Annotated in this window: 20 protein-coding genes; 16 read left to right on the forward strand and 4 right to left on the reverse strand. The window is 39.8% G+C overall.

The features are described 5' to 3' along the window. Positions 1-110: 110 nt before the first annotated feature. Positions 111-1,631 carry an AcpB/EbpR/MafR family transcriptional regulator gene (locus tag RV13_RS05650; protein WP_010745484.1) on the reverse strand — a complete coding sequence of 507 codons (1,521 nt, stop codon included), beginning with the start codon at positions 1,629-1,631 and terminating at the stop codon, positions 111-113. Positions 1,632-2,007: 376 nt separating this feature from the next. Here RV13_RS05650 and RV13_RS05655 point away from each other — a divergent pair, with 376 nt between their 5' ends. The 4 genes from RV13_RS05655 (at position 2,008) to RV13_RS05670 (ending at position 6,078) form a co-directional block, all read left to right on the forward strand. Continuing rightward, the gene (locus RV13_RS05655) at positions 2,008-2,826 is read left to right on the forward strand and encodes an oxidoreductase (protein WP_010745485.1); all 819 of its coding nucleotides are present in this window, start codon (positions 2,008-2,010) and stop codon (positions 2,824-2,826) included. Positions 2,827-2,856: 30 nt separating this feature from the next. Continuing rightward, positions 2,857-3,816, forward strand: a complete 960-nt coding sequence (locus tag RV13_RS05660) for an AraC family transcriptional regulator (protein WP_071875956.1) — start codon at positions 2,857-2,859, stop codon at positions 3,814-3,816. A gap of 90 nt (positions 3,817-3,906) precedes the next feature. After that, positions 3,907-4,686, forward strand: coding sequence for a putative ABC transporter permease (locus tag RV13_RS05665; protein ID WP_010745487.1), 780 nt, complete (start codon positions 3,907-3,909; stop codon positions 4,684-4,686). Between the two features lie 195 nt (positions 4,687-4,881). Then, positions 4,882-6,078: a 3D domain-containing protein gene (locus RV13_RS05670; protein ID WP_010745488.1), complete on the forward strand. Its 1,197-nt coding sequence runs from the start codon at positions 4,882-4,884 to the stop codon at positions 6,076-6,078. Positions 6,079-6,285: 207 nt separating this feature from the next. Here the strand turns inward: RV13_RS05670 and RV13_RS05675 are convergent, their stop codons facing one another. Beyond that, the gene (locus tag RV13_RS05675) at positions 6,286-6,915 is read right to left on the reverse strand and encodes a type 1 glutamine amidotransferase family protein (RefSeq protein WP_010745489.1); all 630 of its coding nucleotides are present in this window, start codon (positions 6,913-6,915) and stop codon (positions 6,286-6,288) included. Positions 6,916-7,031: 116 nt separating this feature from the next. Here RV13_RS05675 and RV13_RS05680 point away from each other — a divergent pair, with 116 nt between their 5' ends. Both RV13_RS05680 and spx read left to right on the forward strand, forming a co-directional pair. Then, the gene (locus RV13_RS05680; protein WP_010745490.1) at positions 7,032-7,964 is read left to right on the forward strand and encodes a helix-turn-helix transcriptional regulator; all 933 of its coding nucleotides are present in this window, start codon (positions 7,032-7,034) and stop codon (positions 7,962-7,964) included. Between the two features lie 485 nt (positions 7,965-8,449). After that, entirely contained in the window at positions 8,450-8,875 is a 426-nt protein-coding gene (gene spx / locus RV13_RS05685) for a transcriptional regulator Spx (protein WP_010745492.1), read from the forward strand. A gap of 67 nt (positions 8,876-8,942) precedes the next feature. Here spx and ahpF read toward each other — a convergent pair whose 3' ends face one another. Together ahpF and ahpC are read right to left on the reverse strand one after the other, a co-directional pair. Then, positions 8,943-10,475, reverse strand: coding sequence for an alkyl hydroperoxide reductase subunit F (ahpF, locus tag RV13_RS05690; RefSeq protein WP_010745493.1), 1,533 nt, complete (start codon positions 10,473-10,475; stop codon positions 8,943-8,945). A gap of 99 nt (positions 10,476-10,574) precedes the next feature. After that, positions 10,575-11,138, reverse strand: a complete 564-nt coding sequence (gene ahpC / locus RV13_RS05695) for an alkyl hydroperoxide reductase subunit C (RefSeq protein ID WP_010745494.1) — start codon at positions 11,136-11,138, stop codon at positions 10,575-10,577. Between the two features lie 299 nt (positions 11,139-11,437). Here ahpC and RV13_RS05700 point away from each other — a divergent pair, with 299 nt between their 5' ends. The 10 genes from RV13_RS05700 to RV13_RS05745 all read left to right on the forward strand — a co-directional run bounded on the left by RV13_RS05700 (position 11,438) and on the right by RV13_RS05745 (position 19,499). Next, entirely contained in the window at positions 11,438-12,433 is a 996-nt protein-coding gene (locus tag RV13_RS05700; RefSeq protein WP_010745495.1) for a TPM domain-containing protein, read from the forward strand. Between the two features lie 863 nt (positions 12,434-13,296). Further along, entirely contained in the window at positions 13,297-13,908 is a 612-nt protein-coding gene (locus tag RV13_RS05705; protein ID WP_010745496.1) for a hypothetical protein, read from the forward strand. Between the two features lie 28 nt (positions 13,909-13,936). Continuing rightward, positions 13,937-14,584, forward strand: coding sequence for a class D sortase (locus RV13_RS05710; protein ID WP_028020521.1), 648 nt, complete (start codon positions 13,937-13,939; stop codon positions 14,582-14,584). A 15-nt stretch (positions 14,585-14,599) separates the two neighbouring features. Next, on the forward strand, positions 14,600-15,445 hold the full coding sequence (locus RV13_RS05715) for a hypothetical protein (RefSeq protein WP_060789092.1): 846 nt from the start codon (positions 14,600-14,602) through the stop codon (positions 15,443-15,445). Between the two features lie 14 nt (positions 15,446-15,459). After that, a complete protein-coding gene (locus tag RV13_RS05720; RefSeq protein ID WP_010745499.1) occupies positions 15,460-16,248 on the forward strand; it encodes a YveK family protein in 789 nt (262 codons plus the stop codon). A 13-nt stretch (positions 16,249-16,261) separates the two neighbouring features. Beyond that, a complete protein-coding gene (locus RV13_RS05725) occupies positions 16,262-17,020 on the forward strand; it encodes a CpsD/CapB family tyrosine-protein kinase (protein WP_010745500.1) in 759 nt (252 codons plus the stop codon). 11 nt (positions 17,021-17,031) lie between these two features. Further along, entirely contained in the window at positions 17,032-17,775 is a 744-nt protein-coding gene (locus tag RV13_RS05730; RefSeq protein WP_010745501.1) for a tyrosine-protein phosphatase, read from the forward strand. 45 nt (positions 17,776-17,820) lie between these two features. Then, positions 17,821-18,537, forward strand: a complete 717-nt coding sequence (locus RV13_RS05735) for a sugar transferase (RefSeq protein WP_010745502.1) — start codon at positions 17,821-17,823, stop codon at positions 18,535-18,537. Between the two features lie 18 nt (positions 18,538-18,555). Next, complete coding sequence (gene pssD, locus RV13_RS05740; protein WP_010745503.1) at positions 18,556-19,005, forward strand: PssD/Cps14F family polysaccharide biosynthesis glycosyltransferase; 450 nt, start codon at positions 18,556-18,558, stop codon at positions 19,003-19,005. Then, a complete protein-coding gene (locus RV13_RS05745; RefSeq protein ID WP_010745504.1) occupies positions 19,005-19,499 on the forward strand; it encodes a glycosyltransferase in 495 nt (164 codons plus the stop codon). Before pssD ends, RV13_RS05745 begins: the two co-directional genes overlap by 1 nt. The last annotated feature ends 1 nt before the right edge of the window (position 19,500 follow it).

Here is a 19,500-nt window from a genome sequence, read left to right on the forward strand (position 1 = left end):
TTACTTGTCAATTAAGTCCGAAACATATACTTAAAAAGCTGAAAATTTTTCAGTTTCACAAAAAAGACAAAGAAAAAGAGTAACAGAAAAATTCTGCCATTCTTTCGAAGCTAATTATTATCAGCCAGTTCCTTTTTTTTAGAGAGCTCGCTGATCATCTCTTGAATCCAATGCTTACTTTGGTCTGTTAAAAAAGGATCGATTACAACAACTGGGTACTCTTCCGGCAATCCCTCAGAGGAACCGGTCGTAATTAAGCAATCATACTTGTTCAATTCTTCTACGAAATTAGGTGTTCCACCAGCGAGTTGCTCAAAATGAGCGATCGTGTAGTTGCCATAAATACTTTCAGAAATTTGTTTAGCTAAAAAACTCTCTTCAGTAGGTGATAAATCAGATAGAAGTAAAACGCTTACCGGAGAATCCATACTAGCCAACCATTCGAGACTATACACTTCTGTCGTAATTAGTAGATACATATAGTTTTGAATATAGTCACTCTCTTGATACATGTGGTATTTCTTTACGAAACGTTCAACCATTTTCCTTACCTTGTGAACCCCGCGGCTGTATACCTTGGATACTTCCTGTAGGAAAACTAAACGGTTGCGCCATAGTACACCAAGGTATTTCCCATTAGGGTTGCATAGATAGAAATCGTTGTTCAGTACGGTAGCTAAATCTAAGCGATTCAATTTTGTCAGTCTATTTCCTAACATCTGATTGAATTCTTCCACTAATGCATAATGTTGTACAAACAATCTTCGATACCTCGGGTTGGTTGCTAGAGCTATTTCTCGATGATACAGACTAAAGACAATGGCATCAGAAAAGGTTAACCAGAGGGTATCTCGGGTCATTTCAGGTGTGAGCTCCAAGTCGACGCCTTCTCTAACCGCCTGCTTCAATTTTTTATAGGAAAGTCCCATAGGCAGGATGATTCCACCTGTTCTTAATTCATCTTTTGGAAAAATATGGCCGCTTTTTATCCGCCAGAAGCTAATATACATGTTATAGATCAACCGTTTTTGATACACGTATTTTTCGTGAATGTTGTTCACCTTAACAAAGTCCTGGACATATTTCTCGATAATATGGTAGTGATTCGATGGCAATTTAGGAAGGGTACTTTCAAAAGCACTCTGACGTTCACTGTAAAATCGATAATAGAAGTTCCGAATCTCGCCTTCATTTCCCTCAACACGTAGTGGGCGATAAGAAAGTTCCATCCCTGCATCTGCCAAGGTTTGTTCGATTTTTTTTAAATAGCGTTGTGTATTGGAGGTGCTTAAGTATAACTTTTTTGATAACGCAGTGATGTTTTCGCATTCTTCATATAGGAGTTCTTCGATGATTTGAAATTCAGGACAGGAGCTTAAAAAATCTGCATACAAATTACCTAAACTGATTGCCTTATCGAGAACGACTAGATAGATTCCTTTTGTTTTAATAATTTGAAAACTTGGGTTGAAGCTATTAATTAAATCAATGTCATTCAATAAAATGGGCAAAGAACAATTCAGCTTACTGAGTAATTGATCACTGGACCATCCATCTCTGCGATAATACAATAATTCCAATAGTAATAAGCGTCGCATGTTGCTGGTTCCTAAAATTGTGCGAAAATCCATCATCATTCCTCCTTCGATCGCTTTTATTTGGAAATAACTGACCTACGAGTATATAACTTGCGACAACGTAAAATACCAATTAACAAAAAATAATAAATCTATAATTCCCAATTGCTGTGGAAATTCAAAATGTTTTCGTTAAAAAAACACAGATAATGTGATAATGCGTATGGAAATAAAAACTTTTCCTTATAAAAATGATATAAGCTTCTAGTCTTAAAAACAAGCCTAAACGGTAATATTTCAAAAATGTGTTTTACTCATAGAATAGGAAACCCGTTTTTTGTCGTCCTTTGTTGTTTTTTTGTCGCCTTCTGTCATTCCCTCTACTGGATCATTTTCATATAGTTAGCTTAAGAGAAGGAGGCAGGAGAAAATGAAAGAAAAAATCGTATTGATTACAGGCGCTAGTAGCGGAATAGGGTATCAAACAGCAAAGTTACTTGCTGAAAATGGGTACAAGGTCTATGGGGCTGCGCGAAGAACAGAACAAATCTCTTCATTAAAAGCTTTAGGTGTAGAAAGTATTTACTTGGATATCACGAAAGAGGAGTCGATTACAAAGGCTGTTCAGCAAATTATAGACAAAGAAGAAAGGATCGATATTCTGATCAATAACGCTGGCTATGGTTCTTTAGGTGCTGTGGAAGATATTGCGATTATGGAAGCGAGACAACAATTTGAAGTGAATCTATTTGGTTTAGCGAGATTAACGCAGTTAATTTTGCCACATATGCGTGCTCGGGGCTTTGGTCGAATCATCAATATTTCATCCATGGGAGGCCGATTTACAACGTACTTCGGGGCATGGTATCATGCAACCAAATATGCACTTGAAGCATTCAGTGATGCTCTAAGAATGGAAGTAAGAGATTTTGGCATAGAAGTTTCCTTGATTGAGCCTGGAGTCATAAAAACCGATTGGGGAATCATTGCTTCGGATCATTTGGCGGCATCAGCTGAAGGCGGAGCTTATGAGGAAATAGCTGGTGAAAAGGCCAGAGGGATCAAGCAGCAGTATCTGTCTAATTGGGGCTCGAATCCTCTACTAGTTGCTAAAACAATTCTTAGGTCCGTGAATCAGCGGGTTCCTAAACCACGGTATTTAATCGGATTTGCTGCAAAGCCACTTGTTTTTCTTAAGCTGGTTTTGCCAGTACGCCTATTTGATAGGATAATTAAAAATATTAGTTAAGGATTGAAGGGAGTGCCTCTGTTGAAATTAATGGTTTCTGAACAGTTTCAGATGTTTATTCGCAGTCTAGGGTTGCCGATTGAAGCGTTGTTAAAAAGAGCCAACATCCCAAATGTACTTTGGAAGGGACACTTAGAGCTGTCATCAGCTGATTATCTGCGTCTATTTCAGGAGTTAGACAAAGAGACGACAGACCAGCAGCTTTTGGAGTTCAGCCAAATCGAGCATCTTCATTCTTTCATCCCGCCATTTTTTGCAGCACTGTCTTCGAGAAATGGAAAGGAGGCGCTTGAGCGTTTTGCAACGTATAAACAGCTAGTGGGCCCAGTGAAAGTAGCGCTTGATCCAACTTCTGATAGACTTAATATTCATTTCTCTTTTTTGAGTGGTCAGGGTGAGCTTCCGCGCTTTGCAATTTTGAACGAGCAGCTATTGCTGATCAGCTTATTACGATCAGGCACGAAGGACGCAACGATCAAGCCTCTTAGAATTGAAAGTCCATTTAGTTATGGGAAGGAGCTCAAGGCATATATCGGAATAGAGCCTCGTTGGAGTGAAAGGAATTGTTTGGTCTTTTCACGACAGGATCTAGAAAAAGCCTTTTATACTCAAAACAATCCAATGCTAGAATATTTGGAGCCAGAATTGAAGCGGAGATTGCAGTCCTTTTCAATCGCTGAGACTTTTACAGAGCTGCTTCAAAAGGAGCTTTTCACAGTCATCCCCAGCGGGCAATGCAGCTTAAAAACAGTCAGTCGTTCCTTTGGCATGAGTCCTCGAAATCTCCAAAGAAAATTAGCGGAAGAAGACACCACATTTAATGAACAAGTCCAATTAACAAAAAAAGGATTAGCTGAACGCTACTTAAGTGAAACAACTTTACCCACGATTGATGTCGCTTATTTACTGGGCTACACAGAATCCAGCTCCTTTGCCAGAGCCTTCAAAAATTGGACAGGAAAGACCATTTCTGACGTGCGAAAGGCGTAATGGGTGAATGGCCTACCCCTGAAGCTGGTAATTTCTTGCTATCCATGGAATAATTAGGATCATCTATCAGCTTTGTTAGGGAGGAAAAGAATGGAACAAATTTTTACAATCGTTGTGCTCTTATTTTTTTGTTATTCATTTATTGGCTGGCTATGGGAAACCATCTATTGTTCGATCAAGGCCAAGCATTTTGTTTACCGCGGTTTTTTGTTAGGACCGATTACACCGATTTATGGTTTTGGGGTGGTGGGCGTGCTTTATTTGATTGAGCCCTACCAACAGAATATCGTCCTGCTGTTTTTCTTAGCATTGTTCTTGGTAACCGCCTTAGAATATCTGACGAGCTTCTTGTTGGAAAAGATCTTTCATTTAACCTTATGGGATTATAAGGAAGTACCATTAAACATCAATGGCAGAGTGGCCGTACCAGTATCCATTTTTTGGGGTCTTGCCTGTGTGTTTATCGTCCGCGTTTTGAATCCTTATTTAATGAACATAGTCATCGGTTGGCAACAGCGCTTTGGAATGTTTTTGCCGCTGATTCTATTAATGGTGACTAGTTTTGATTTAGGATTTACCTTAGCGAACTTGGCTTCATTACGCCAAGCACTAAACAAGATGAGTACTACAATCCAAGAGAAGAAGGAGCAGCTGCAAACCGATCTTGGAGAGTTGAAGGTCGCGGCGGAAGAACGTCGTCAGGGCTGGTTAACAGAGATCAAAGAGCAGCCAGAGTGGCGTAAACAGCTGCCGAAGCTGAATTTTCAAGAGCGTCGCTTTTTAAACAGCTTCCCAAATATGAAATCGAAAGAGTTAAAGAGCCCATTAATGGAGATTCGGGAGTTATCTAAAGAGTTGCGGAAAAAATAATATTACAAAAATATGACAAAAATTAGTCCTTTCAATGCTTGAAAGGACTCTCTTTTTTTATAGTTTTCGATAGAAATAAAACAAATGTTACTAAAATACGCTTCATTTTGTAATGAAATGTAATATGGATGAAACAAAAAGTCCCTTTTTTTTTCGTATAATGACGAAGGGTAAATAGAAAGGTGGACTTTTAAAGTGAGAAAGCAAACGTTTGGGTTCGTTGCCACACTATTGTTGGGTGCTAACGTACTTTTACCAGTCTTTGCACATGCAGAGTCACTAAATGAGTTAGATAAGAAAGAATCCGCAATTTCGCGTCAAAGCGACAAAATCAGCGGTGAGTTGCAGATCGCGTTGAACGATGTCAATGAAAAGTATCAAGAGGTTAACGACATTCGAACAAAGATCAGCGAAAACGAAGCGACTTTGGAAAAGACCAAAGCGGAAATAACAGAAACAGAACAAAAGATCGAGCAACGCAAAGAGGCGATCGCTGAGCGGATGAAGAATGCGCAGGTCAGCGGCATGACAGATCGTTCAATTAACGCGTTACTGGAATCAAAAGACCTTGGAGAATTTTTGAATCGCGCATTTGCGATGTCTGTCATCCAAAACGCAGAGAAGACGAAAGTTGCCAGCTTAGGTGAAGCCAAGGATAAATTAACAGAATTAAAAGCAACACAAGAAAAAACACAAGCCCAATTAAAAAAAGATAGTCAAAGCCTTGAAGCTGAAACGACAAAGCTAGATAGTAAAATGGCGAACTTGAAACAAGAGTTAGCAGAGAACAAAACTAGCTTAGAAAAGATCAGCCAAGACAAAGAAGTAGAAAAAGCACGTCAGGCTGCGGAAAAAGCTCAAAAAGAGCAAGCAGAAAAAGAAGCGAAGGAAGCCGAAGCGGCCAAAGCTGCTGAAGCAGAGAAAGCTTCAAAAGCTGCAGCCCAAGCGCAGCAAAAGGCACAAGCAGAAGCTTCGTCACAATCTTCTGCACAAGCCTCAAAACCGGCTGCATCTGCTTCAAGTTCACAACAATCAACGACTCAAACAAGTGAACAGCCTAAACAAGAACCTGCGAAACCCGCAGAGCCTACCACACCGACAACGTCTGGACGTACGATGCAAATGGAATCTACTGGATACTCATGTGCAGAATCCGTTAACACGTACTTTACAGCGATGGGGATCGACTTACGTCAAAACTCTCAAGTTGTCGCTGTTGATCCAAGTGTGATTCCGCTAGGATCAATGGTAGAGGTATCTGGTTATGGCATTGCCATCGCTGGAGATACAGGCGGCGCAATCAAAGGCAACATTATCGATTGCCATTTCCCAACGGTTGAACAATGTATCCAATGGGGACGCCGTTCAGTAACCGTAACAGTAATCAGTTAAGAAGTTAAAGAACCGTTTGAAATCAAAAGATTTCAAACGGTTCTTTTTGACAGTTTTTCTTTCTGCTTTAGCAGATTAGAAAAATGTTATGCGCACGAAAACAAGACTCATTTTTCACGATTTTCGAAAAATGATTTCATCTGATATGAGCTAGCTGCGAGTTCCACTTTTCGCAGCTAGCTTAAAGCTGAGCCCCCTAGTTCCTTCCTATTTATTCGGCAAAGACCCCATCAGAGCATAGAAATATTCAGGATTTCCTGTATGTAAATAGTCATACCAAGCGTCTAATGTATCTGGTTGAAAGACATCCAGATGTGCAAGGATCTGCTTTGCCCACTGTAAACCTCCAGTAGAGCTTGCTGTAATAAGATTATTGCAAGTTACTGCTGGTTCATCAATATAAAACTCTTGCCCTTTATAGGTTGGAGCGACCATTTCTAAAAATCCAGGCCCATTACTAGTATGTGTGCGATCATTCAAAAGTCCAGCGTTCGCTAGTGCCGCAGTAGCACCGCAGATAGCGCCCACTGTACCGCCAGCAGCAAGTAGTGCACTGGCTTTTTCAATAATGGCATGATGCTTTGAGTCATTCCAAGTATCTGCACCTGGCAATAACAACACGCTTTTTTCATCCAATCTAATATCATCAATCAAGCAATCTGGAAGGATCGTCATTCCGCCCATTGTTTGAACCGCTTCTTTGGAATGACTCACAGTTTTGAGTGCTAGTGGAGCAGCGTCTTTTTTGAAAAATCGCCCAGAGTTCAATTCTGAGGTAACAGGCCCCAACTCCCAGTCAGCTAAAGTATCCAGAACATATACGTAAATTGTAATCATAAAATTCCTCCATAAGATTTATTTGATTCTTTACTCACAGTATACCTAGCAATTGTTGACAACAGTATGTCAACAATCTACACTGACAAAAAGAAATAGTTTAAGGAGGTAAAAAAATGAAGGTGGAGCGGCTGGTTAGCATCATCTTACTTTTGCTTGATAAAAAAAGGATCAGCGCACAGGCGTTAGCGGAGAAGTTTGAAGTATCGACGCGTACGATCTATCGTGACATTGATTCGATCAATATGGCGGGTATTCCAGTTCATGCAATTCCAGGAGTAGGCGGCGGCCTTGAAATTATGCAGCAATACAAGATGGATAAGAAAGTCTTTTCGAGCTCGGATCTCTCAGCCATTTTAATGGGGCTCACAAGCCTATCGAATATGGTAAGAGGAGACGAACTGGTGAATGCTCTTGCAAAAGTACAGAGCTTTGTACCGGCTGATCGAGCGGCTGATATTGAAACAAAATCCAATCAATTATACGTAGATTTAAGTCCATGGATGGGGCATAAGAGTATCCATACCCATTTAGATAAATTAAAAAAGGCTATCGAGGAGAATCGAATCCTGTCGTTTGACTATGCAGATCGCCATGGAAACAACACGACACGAACCGCTGAGCCGTATCAACTACTATTAAAGGACAGTCATTGGTATTTTCAGGGATATTGCCTTAAAAGAAATGATTTTCGCTTGTTCAAATTATCGCGTATAACCAACCTGCAAATAAAAGACATCGTATTCTCACCTCGCGAGTTTCAAAAACCACAGCTAGAGTTTGACGCTATTCTGGAGACGATGCAAACAAAAATCACTCTTCGGGTTCATCAGTCGATTTTAGATAGAGTGAGAGATTTTTGTGCCGACGAGGATTTTATACCTGAGGAGGGGGAGTATTATCTGGTCTATTTTCCCTTCATAGAAAATGATTATTACTATTCTATTCTCTTAAGCTTTGGGAGTAAGTGTGAATGTTTGGAGCCGCTGAACATACGCAAAGAAATGAAACGCAGAATTCAGGAGTTCGCTGTTTTATATGAGAGCTAAAAAGAAACTCCCAAGTCTAACGCATCAGATACTTAAGGACAACTATTCAAACTTTTCGAGATAACAATGAATCAAATAATTTTTTATTTAGTTGAAGAATATATTATTCGTTTAGACAAAATAAAGCAGAAAAATAAAGAAATTTATAAAATAAAGCGCATTTTTTCGCGACAATCATCTTTTACATTGTCAAAGAAATTATTGAGTAAACAGAATGATGGAATATTACAACTGTTATAAAATTTTTTATATCATTTTGCGTAAAATGCGTATATGCCTTACAATCATTACTCATTAGTATATATACCTTATTTATAATAAGTATCGTTTTTAGTTATGAAAAGCACGCTTTTTTGAAGTTTAAATGTCTTTTTTCAACACTTTGATGCGTAGGATATTTAACACTGAACCAAAAATGTTGTATCGTAATATGTGTAGAATAACTCTTGTTACTTAAAATGAAAAAGCAGAAAGGTGTATGTGAAATGATTAAATTATATGTCTCAGCTAGTTGTACTTCTTGTAGGAAGGCAAAAGCTTGGTTAAAGCAAAATGGATTGAGGTTTGAAGAACGGAATATCATGTCTGACCCTCTTACAACAGATGAAATCAAAGAAATTCTTTCACTAACGGAAACGGGTACCGATGAAATTATTTCCACACGATCGAAGGTTTATGAAAAACTAGATATTGATTTTGATGAGCTATCATTAAGTGAGCTTGTCGATATCATTGAGGAGCACCCAAGTCTATTGAGACGTCCACTGATTTTTGATGAGACCAAATTCCAAGTAGGCTTCAACGAAGATGAGATCCACCAATTTATCCCACGAGAAGTTCGTCGAGTAACGTCAAAAAAAATGGCTAGAGTCCTGCTTTATTTAGATTTACAAAAAGAAAGTCTTGCATAAAGACATCATTATAGATAAATCCCCCGCCCGTTCTTTTGTTAGGGAAGAACCGACGGGGGATTATTTTTTAAGTTTGACGTATCAAATAATCAAAGGCTCCGAGAGCAGCAGTCGCACCTGATCCCATAGAGATAATGATTTGCTTATAGGCGCTGTCAGTACAATCGCCTGCAGCGAAGATTCCATCTACGTTGGTAGCACCATGCTTATCTACTAAAATCTCACCGCGGTCACTCAACTCAACAGTACCAGATAGCCATTCGGTATTTGGCATAAGTCCGATCAAAATGAAGACACCTTCAACATTCAAGGTATGTTCTTCGTTCGTTAAACGATCCGTGTAAGTCAATGCTTCAACATGGGAAGACCCTGTGATTTCTTTTGTCGCTGCGTTCGTAATGACTGTGACGTTAGAAAGGGAGTATAGCTTGTCTTGCAGGACTTGGTCAGCTTTCAATTCTGGTAAGAATTCCAAAACATAGATATGTTTGGCTAATCCAGCCAAATCAATCGCTGCTTCGATTCCAGAGTTTCCGCCGCCGATCACTACGACTTCCTTATCCTTAAATAGAGGGCCGTCACAATGCGGACAATAAGCGATACCTTTATTCTTGAATTCTTTTTCACCAGGAACGTTGATCGCACGCCAACGAGCGCCGGTTGAAAGGATCGCGGTCTTCGCTTTTAGCTGTGCGCCGTTTTCCAATTCAACTTCGATCAAGTCGTTTTTCTGGATGGACTTGGCACGTTGCCCCTTCATGATATCCACGTCATATTGCTTCACGTGATCTTCCACTTGCCGCATCAATTGCGGACCTTCCACGTAAGGAGTACCAATCACATTCTCAATGCCTAATGTTTCTAACACTTGACCACCAAAGGTTTCAACGACCATGCCTGTCTTGATTCCTTTGCGTGCGGCGTAAATCGCGGAGCTCGCACCTGCTGGACCGCCGCCGATGACAAGCACATCAAAGGTTTCCTTGTCGGCGAATTCATCGGCACTCATTGGTCCGCTGACTTTTTCGATGATTTGCTCGATGGTCATCCGACCACTGTCAAAAGTCTCTCCGTTCAACAAGACAGTTGGCACAGCCATAATCTCTTTTTCATCGACTTCGTGTTGGTACATGCTGCCTTCGATCATAGTGTGGGCAATTTTCGGATTTAATACAGCCATAATGTTCAAGGCTTGGACCACATCAGGACAATTATGACAGGTGAGGCTGACATAGGTTTCAAAGTTCAACGTACGATCTATCGATTTGATTTGCTGTGCGACGTTGTCATCAATCTTCGGTGCACGACCGCCAACCTGCAGCAAAGCAAGAATGAAGGAAGTGAACTCATGTCCCATTGGTAGGCCGGCAAAAATGATGCCGCTGGCTTCTGCATCTTTTCGATTGATTTCAAAGCTAGGTGTGCGGGTTAAACTTTTTCCTTCAATAATAATCTTTGCATCCATTTCTGCCACTTCGGTCAGAAACTCTTGCACTTTTTTTGAGTCGTCTGATTCATCTAAACTCGCAGAAAAGACAATCTCTGATTCCAACAAAGCTAGGTATTGTTGGAGCTGTTCTTTCGTTTCGTTATCTAACATAAAGGCTCCTTTACTTTCATGAAATATCGTCATTCTTCATAGTACAGACCCTTCTGACAATCGCGCCGAGGCAAGATTAGCAGAAGGGCCACTAAAAATTTAAATTTTGCCGACTAAGTCAAAGCTTGGTTTTAACGTTTCGCCGTCTTCTTTCCATTTCGCAGGACATACTTCACCTGGATGGGTGCGCACGTATTGCGCAGCACGAATCTTATCGATTAAGCTGCTTGCATCACGGCCGATCCCATCTGCATTGATTTCCATCGCTTGCACGATGCCATCTGGATCGATGATGAAGGTACCGCGTTGAGCCAATCCTGCTTCTTCATCTAAAACATCAAAGATGCGAGAGATATGATGAGACGGATCACCGATCATCGTGTAATTGATTTTGCCGATAGCATCTGACGTGTCATGCCATGCTTTGTGAGTGAAATGAGTATCGGTTGAACAAGAGTATACTTCGACTCCTAGTTCTTGTAATTTTTCATATTGGTCTTGTAAATCCTCTAATTCTGTCGGACAAACGAAGGTAAAATCTGCTGGATAAAAACAAACAACGGACCACTTTCCTTTTAAGGCTTCATCAGAAATCTCGACAAATTTTCCTTGACGATAGGCTTGTGCTTGAAACGCTTCAACTTCTTTTCCAATTAATGACATGAATGTACCCTCCTGAGTAATAGTGAGAAAATTTTCTCTTAATTGATAAAAGGAATTTTGAAAAAGCTAAGTCTTTCTCCCTCTTATTTAAAATAATTATAAACAGAATACGATTCTATTGTAAATGCTTTTTTGGTAGTTTTTTAAAACTATTTATCCAAAAAAGAGAAAAAAATTTTCAATAATGAATTTGATTATCGGTTTTTTCTTTTCCAAATCAAAGGAAGCTTTAGAAAAAAGCGATTGCATTGCCCCTCAAGAGTCGGCATAATTAAGAAAAAGGAAAAGCGGGTGAGAAAATGAAGCGGGTACTTTATTTTTTTTCGTTGGTCATTTTCGGACTTTTTTGCGGCGTGACTGCTTATGGAGAAAATATCTATGTAGAAGATCACGCAGATGTCTTAAGTGCTGAAACAAAAGAAGAAATCAATCAATACAATCAGAAATACAAGAAACTCGAGCTGAGGCCGCAATTCGCGGTCGTTACCCTGAGCGAATTACCAGACGGAAAATCCATCGAGTCTTATGCGAATGAGAAATTCAACGAATTAGGAGTAGGTGATGAGGAACATGATTCTGGTGTTTTGTATGTCATCGCTGTAAAAGATCGAAAACAGCGGATCGAAGTCGGCTATGGACTGGAGGAAACGATTCCTGACGCATTGGCGATGGACCTCATGAACGAGGAAGCCAAGGAGAAATTCCGCGAGGAGAACTATGACGCAGGCGTCTCGATCGTGGCGGCGAATATCAACGATGTTTTAGAAGGAAACAAGACGGTCAAGGATTTCTCACCAGGGATATTTGCCGGATTATCACTTTGGGAGATCATTACGGAACGGATAGGTCCAGTACTTATTGGCTTAGGTATCCTCTACGCTTTCATCTCGACACCGTTGAATAAGCTATTTATCTATCGGAAGGCTCGCAAAGCCTTTGCGGTGGAACTGAAGGATCGATTAAAGGATGCAGATCCCAAATATCAACGCTATTCCACAAGAAAAATAATCCATAGTAAAGAACCGCCGGTTGAAGAAGCGAGAAAGGCTATTAAAAAGCGATACGGCAAACTAAAGCGCAAACGTCCGCTGTATTATGATTTTACCTATGCCTTTGGAACGCTCACTTTATGGAAACTTCTATGGAGTAAAAAGAAAGAGATGCAGAAATACTCCGTGTATTATCATCATCGAGACATGTGGACGAGCAGCAGCTCCAGCAGCAGCGATTCAGGTGGCAGTGATTCTTGGGGCGGCGGCAGCTCTGGTGGTGGTGGAGCAAGTTCTGACTGGTAATGCGATGGACCAATTGTGGTGAAAGATGTAAGGCAGCTTTAAAAATAGATAATAAATAGGTATGGAATGTTCAGTTAACGTTCCATACCTATTTATTTTTGGTCAAAAATGTAAGGAAATGAAGGAATGACACCTAGAAAATAATTACGATAATAAAGGAATAAAACCTTATTTTTGAAATTTTTTTCACAAATTGGGTGAAACAAGAGGAAAATTTTTTCTCTTAAAATCTATTTAAAAAAAAGGGTTCTTTATTTTCAAATAACGCTGTTTTTCATTGGTGCTATGCGTTATTCTAAGTTTCTGGTAGTAAAAAAAATGATGACTTACAGAACAAAATTTAACGTAATTGATAGCGGAAACATGAAAGAAAAATACTCTTGATTGATATTTTCTTTAAGACGCGAAAAATCTTCAAAATAAAGCACTTTTCAAAGCCTATACTATACTTATAAGTCTGCTATTTTATAGAAAACTCTAAAAAGCTGGATCAATTCAATTAAGTGCGCCGCTTAAAGTTTTTAAATAATTAAAAGGAGATAAAAAAATACTGAATTCAATAATTTGAAATGAAGACAGTTTAGTTAAATAGCTAAAGATCAGAAGGATTATATCGGTTATTTCCATAATATTTTTATTTTATAAAGAAAATGGTTTTATTTTTAATAATATCAAATTAATGTAAAATTATTATCGTGATTTTCATCATTTTGAACTCTGTAATTTTTGGAATAAAATTAAATTGTGAATTCCATTGTTTTTTTTTGTAATAGAAAGTATACTAAATTCAGCGGAAAATTTGATTTTTTTTCTGCTGAATTGTGACTTTGGTAACATAAATACTTAGTAAGGGAGGTATGTAGATGAAGAAAATTGTAAGTGGGTTAATTGCACTCATCGCGGTGGTTTTGTTTGTTGGGCCAAGCGCTCATGCGGATGGTGCCATCACTGCTGATGAACAACGGATTCTGACGGAATTAGACCAAGGTGTAACTGTTAGTGGAAAGACGTTCACTGTTAGAGCGAACGAACGTACGCATGCAGAAAATTATTTGAAACAAAATGATCTTTCTGCAGATCAAGTGAACACAGTTGTAGCGCAAATTCAAAAAGTACGCTCAATCATTGCTTCTTCAGGTGTGGATGCTTCAAATATCACTTCTGTTGAACAGTTGATTAAAGCGCTACCTTTGAGTACCCGAAACCAATTGAAGGACGTCATCTCTGTAGCAGCTTCTGCTTTAGGTTTGACCGTCAATTTCTATCCTGGTGGCTACACAATCACTGGAACGAATCTAGGTTCAAGTTCATCTGGGACGACTACTACTGGAAAACCAGCAAGTAGTACAGTCTACTCATCAGGTGGTGCAGTGAAACAGACAGGTATCACACATCTGTCTAGTGCAATTTCTTTCGCAAGCTTACTACTTGTTGCAGCAGGTGCATTTGTAGTAGGACGTAAGAAACTTGCGTAGTACTTCTAGGCTGAAGAGGGTTGGAGCGATGTTGATCGCTCCGATCATCTTTCTGGTTATCGGCTATTCTCTGATGTACGTCATAGGAAGACCTGTAATCCAATTTGTCACTTCTTCTATCCAATTATTTTTATTAACAGATACTCCCGAGTTTGAGGCGACGGAACAGACATTTAAGGCTGTGGACAATAAAAAGATTCCTACCAATGAAAAGAATGAACTTCCATCAAGTAAGGTCAATTACCCAGTGGGGGGACAGCTTTTCGGCAAAGTGAAGATAGATAAAGTACAACTGGATGTTCCTCTATATTTCGGAGATACCGAAGAAATTTTAAGGCAAGGCGCGGGTCAATTCATGGGCTCGGTATACCCTGGGGAACTGGGGACGTCACTGATCGGCGGACACAATGTCGATGATTTCGGCAAGTTAGGCGCTGCTCAAGTAGGCGATACGATCGAGGTTCAGACGACCTACGGCAATTACACCTATCGCATCACGCGACTAGATGTTAGAAACAAGACAGACAAAGAAATCGACGAGATGATCTATCAACGAAACGATCGACGCATCATTCTCTACACCTGTTACCCCTTAGATAGCTTGGGGCTGACAGACGAACGGCTTTTTGCCATCGGAGAATATGTTTCAGGACCGATTATTAATGGAAATGAGTAGGAGGAAAGACAAAGTATGAAACAAGCGACACGAAACGTTCCACGATGGATCTTAGCATTTATCGGGTCTTTACTCCTCTTTGCTGCATTGACGTTGATCTGTATTCGTATGACGCTGTTCAATCAGAACTTTATGATTAAGCAGGTTCGTGAAACAGGATACATCGAGACGATTCGTAAGGACATGACAGAAAGCATCCAAGACTCAGGTCGGGGAAGTAATATCCCGCCAGAAATCTTAGCCGATGTCGTTCCAGAAAAAACAGTTGCTACGAACGTAGAGAACTATATTCGCAGTATCTACCAAGAGGTTCCCTTTGAGCTTCAGGGGGAAGATGAGATCAAGAACAATATCTTGAAGAACGTCAATCAATACGCGCAAGAAAAAAATATCGCGGTGGATGAGACGGTTCAAAGTAATTTGAACAACTTAGCAAATAGCGCGACGAAAAATTACGCGAACTTTATCGAGATTCCATATTTACTAAGCTATGGCAAGAAAGTAATGGCCTTTCAATCGGCTCTGACGATGATTTTGATTATCGTGGGCGTGGCCTTCATCTTAGTATTCTTTGGCTTGCTATTGATGGTTAAGATGAAGCATCAGAAGGTGCGCTGGGGCAGTGTGACTTTTCTCGGAGCTGGGCTGATGATGGTGGTCTTACCAACGATTATTTACTTTAGCGGAGTCATTGAACGACTAGGGATCACATCAGAAGGATTGTATACCTTTGTGACCAGCTATATCAAAGCGTTTAATTTAAGTTTTATTTTTGTCGGATTAGCGTTGACTGTTTTAGCGCTGCTCCTGGTGTTGCTTAGTGAGAGAATGCGCGCCAAAAAAATACATAACGTTCGTTAGTGAAGGGAAAAAAGATGGAAGAAACAATCAGCTTAGAAGAATTATTTCAAGTATTAAAAAAGAAAGCCTTACTGATTCTGATGACAACCATTGCCGGCATCGGTCTTGCGGCAGTCGTTACCTTTTTCTTGATTACGCCTAAGTACGATTCAGCCGCACAGCTGATCGTGCAAAACAATCAATCAGAAGGAACCAATACGAATCTGCAGAATGATATCAATGGCAATGTATTACTGATCAATACATATAAGGACATGATCAAAGGGGATATCGTTATCGACGCGGTTCAAAAGGAGCTGCAAAGTGAATACCAGTACAGCTATAGCAACGCGGAATTAAAAGACATGATCGAAGTGGAGCAGGCGCAGAACTCGCAAATGTTCCAAATTGTCGCGACCTCACCGGAACCACGTAAAGCGGCAACGATCGCCAATGTTACAGCGACTACCTTCCAAGAAAAAGCGGAAGATGTATTAGCGGTCAACAAAGTAACGATCACCTCCAAAGGGGTCGTGCCGTCTAAGGCCGTTTTTCCAAACAATAAGCTGAACCTGTTGATCGGCGCAGTCGTAGGTCTAATGCTCGGTGTCGGCCTTGCATTCCTTACAGAGCTGCTAGATAAGACCGTAAAAGATGAACGCTTTATCATTGAAGCACTAGAGTTGCCAATCCTTGGTCAGGTATCTGAGATAAGCAAAAAAGAATTGTTTGAAAATCGCGGAGCCGCACCGACTCCACAACAAAACCAAAACGACAAACGAGGGACACGAACAGTGCCGACTCGTAATCGAAAACGTGTGTAAGGGGAACAGTTAGATGGCGAAAAAGAAACAAGCAATCACACCAGTGGATTTGATCACGGCGATCAATCCCTTCTCAACCGCAGCTGAGCAATACCGTAAGATTCGGACCAATATCGAGTTTTCTTCAGCAGATAAGAAAATCAAATCCCTTGTTGTAACATCCTCGGGCCCTTCAGAAGGAAAGACAACAACAGCCTCTAATTTGGCAGTTGTGTTCGCCAATGCAGGCAGCCGAGTGGTGTTAGTCGATGCCGATTTGAGAAAACCAAATATCGCATTGAGCTTTAAGGTGCCTAATGTGAACGGTCTAAGCAACTATCTAACAGAAGGCAATGCGGCTCATGCCAGCTTCTTGACAGAAACTGACGTGGAGAACGTCTATCTGACACAAGGCAATACACAAATTGGCAGCAGACTGATCGAAACAAAAATCGAGAATCTATACCTGATGCCAAGTGGACCTACACCGCCCAATCCATCTGAGTTATTAAGCTCAAAACGGATGCAGGAGCTGGTGGATACATTAACGGAGTCCTTTGATCTAGTCATCTTTGACATGCCGCCTGTAGTGACAGTGACAGATGCGCAAATCATGTCCTCTTACGTTGACGGAACGATCTTAGTCGTTCGTGAACGCAAGACCAATAAACAAGCCATTCTTGAAGCAAAGAAATTATTGGATATGGTCAAAGCCAAAATTATCGGAGTCGTCTATAACGGTAAGAAGCAAGGGGAAGACTCTTATTACTATTATGGAACGGAAGGGAAGTAAGGGATCACGAAATGATTGATCTACACAGTCATATCTTGCCAGGTGTGGATGATGGCGCACAGACATTAGAGGACAGTCTTGAAATGGCTCGAAAGGCGATCAGTCAAGGCATCACTCATCTAATGTGTACACCGCATCATAACAACGGAAAGTATAACAATCCAGCAGATAAAATCATTCGAGAGGTCGCGAACCTGCAAGGAGAACTCGATAAGCGCGGACTAGACTTAACGCTGCTTGAAGGACAGGAAGTCAGATTGACCGAATTCCTCTTAACGGCAATTCAGCGAGATGAAATCTTGTTTACCGATTTGGATAATACCTATCTTTTGATTGAATTTCCGACAAATGAGGTGCCCATCTATGCGGAGCAGGTCTTCTACCAGCTACTTAATAGAGGACAGGTTCCTGTCATTGTTCACCCAGAAAGAAACGCAGTCTTTCGAGAAGAACCGAATCGATTGGTTTCTTTTCTTGAAATGGGCACACTAACTCAACTGACCGCACCAAGTATCGTGGGAATCTTCGGTAGCGATATTCAACAGACGGCCAGACAAATGCTAGAGCATAACATGCTGTATATGGTCGCTTCCGATGCACACAATTTGCGGCATCGTACCTTTTTAATGAAGGAAGCATACAAAGAAATCGAGAAAATCGGTGGAAAAGAAATGGTCGAAGCCATGCAGCAAATGGCGAAAGACCTAGTAAATGGGGATCCGGTCACTCGACCGAAGTATCAGGCAATAAAATGAATCATGTGTCAAAGACTTTATCAATAGTTTGTGGGGGGATTAACTATGAAAAGCGAGAAGACTTTTGGGGATGTGGATGGTTTGGATAATAAAAACTTTCCTAATCAGGGACACTCCAAGTTGGTTTGGCTAGATAAGGAAAAAATAGACAATCAAAAAGGCTATGATTTCTTCAAAAGAATCATCGACCTTGTTTTAGGCTGCCTAGGGCTCGTTTTTATCTCCCCTATCCTATTGTGGGTTGCCTATAAAATACATAAAGAAGACCCAAATGCGTCAGTCATATTCAAGCAACAACGCGTTGGACGAAACGGAAAGCTATTCACTATGTATAAGTTCCGTTCGATGTGTTCAAACGCCGAAGAACAACTAGAAGAGCTGCTTGATAAAAACGAATTAAGAGGCGCTATGTTCAAAATCAAGGAAGATCCAAGAATTACAGAGTTCGGTAAGTTTATTCGTCGAACGAGCTTAGATGAATTACCACAATTACTCAATGTCATCAAAGGTGATATGAGTCTGATTGGCCCAAGACCGCCATTGCAGAGAGAAGTTGCTGAATATACACAGTATGATATGCAGCGATTATTAGTAAAACCAGGTTGTTCTGGATTATGGCAAGTAAGCGGGCGAAATGATGTTCATTTTGAAGAAATGGTCGAGTTTGATATTGACTATATACAAAAACGAGGTATTCGATATGATATTTCGTTGATTATTAAAACTGTAAAAATAATGATTAAGCCGGATGGGGCGTATTGATTAGGGAAGAGTGTAGTAATGAAAGTATGTTTAGTTGGTTCAAGCGGTGGGCACTTAACCCATTTATATCTGTTACGAAAGTTCTGGGAGAAGGAGGATCGCTTTTGGGTCACATTTCAAAAAGAAGATGCTGTAAGTATTTTAAAAGAAGAGCAGATGTATCCTTGTTATTATCCAACGAATAGAAATTTAAAAAATTTGCTTAAGAATACTTTTCTCGCAATAAAAATTCTAAAGAAGGAAAGACCAGATTTAATTATTTCTTCAGGTGCAGCTATAGCAGTTCCTTTTTTTTATATAGGAAAATTATTTGGAGCAAAAACAGTTTATATTGAAGTTTTTGATAGAATAGATAAGCCAACTTTGACAGGAAAGTTAGTATATCCTATAACAGATAAGTTTATTGTTCAATGGGAAGAAATGAAAAAAGTTTATCCTAAAGCAATAAATTTAGGAGGGATTTTTTAATGATTTTTGTAACTGTTGGAACCCATGAGCAACAATTTAATAGATTAATTGAAGAAGTAGATAGCTTAATTAAAAAAGAGGTAATTAAAGATAAGGTTATAATGCAAACTGGATACTGTACGTATACTCCTCACTTCTGTGAATACAAAAAATATTTTTCTTATAGTGAAATGGAAAGATATTTTAGGGATGCAGATAAGGTAGTATGTCACGGTGGTCCTTCAACTTTTATGAGTGTCATTAACCAAGGGAAAATTCCAATTGTTGTTCCTAGACTTTTGGAATATGAAGAACATGTAAATAATCATCAATTAGAGTTTGCTCGAAAGGTTAGAGAAAGAGGCTATCCGATTCTTCTAGTGGAAAATATTTTAGAATTAAAAAAATACTTGTTTGAAATTGATATTAATATTAAAAAGAACATCAATGAATACAAGGTAACAAGCAATAATGTAAAATTTGTAACAGATTTCATTGATCTTCTTAAAAACTAGG

The organism is Enterococcus raffinosus, assembly GCF_001886185.1.
Classification (GTDB): domain Bacteria; phylum Bacillota; class Bacilli; order Lactobacillales; family Enterococcaceae; genus Enterococcus_A; species Enterococcus_A raffinosus.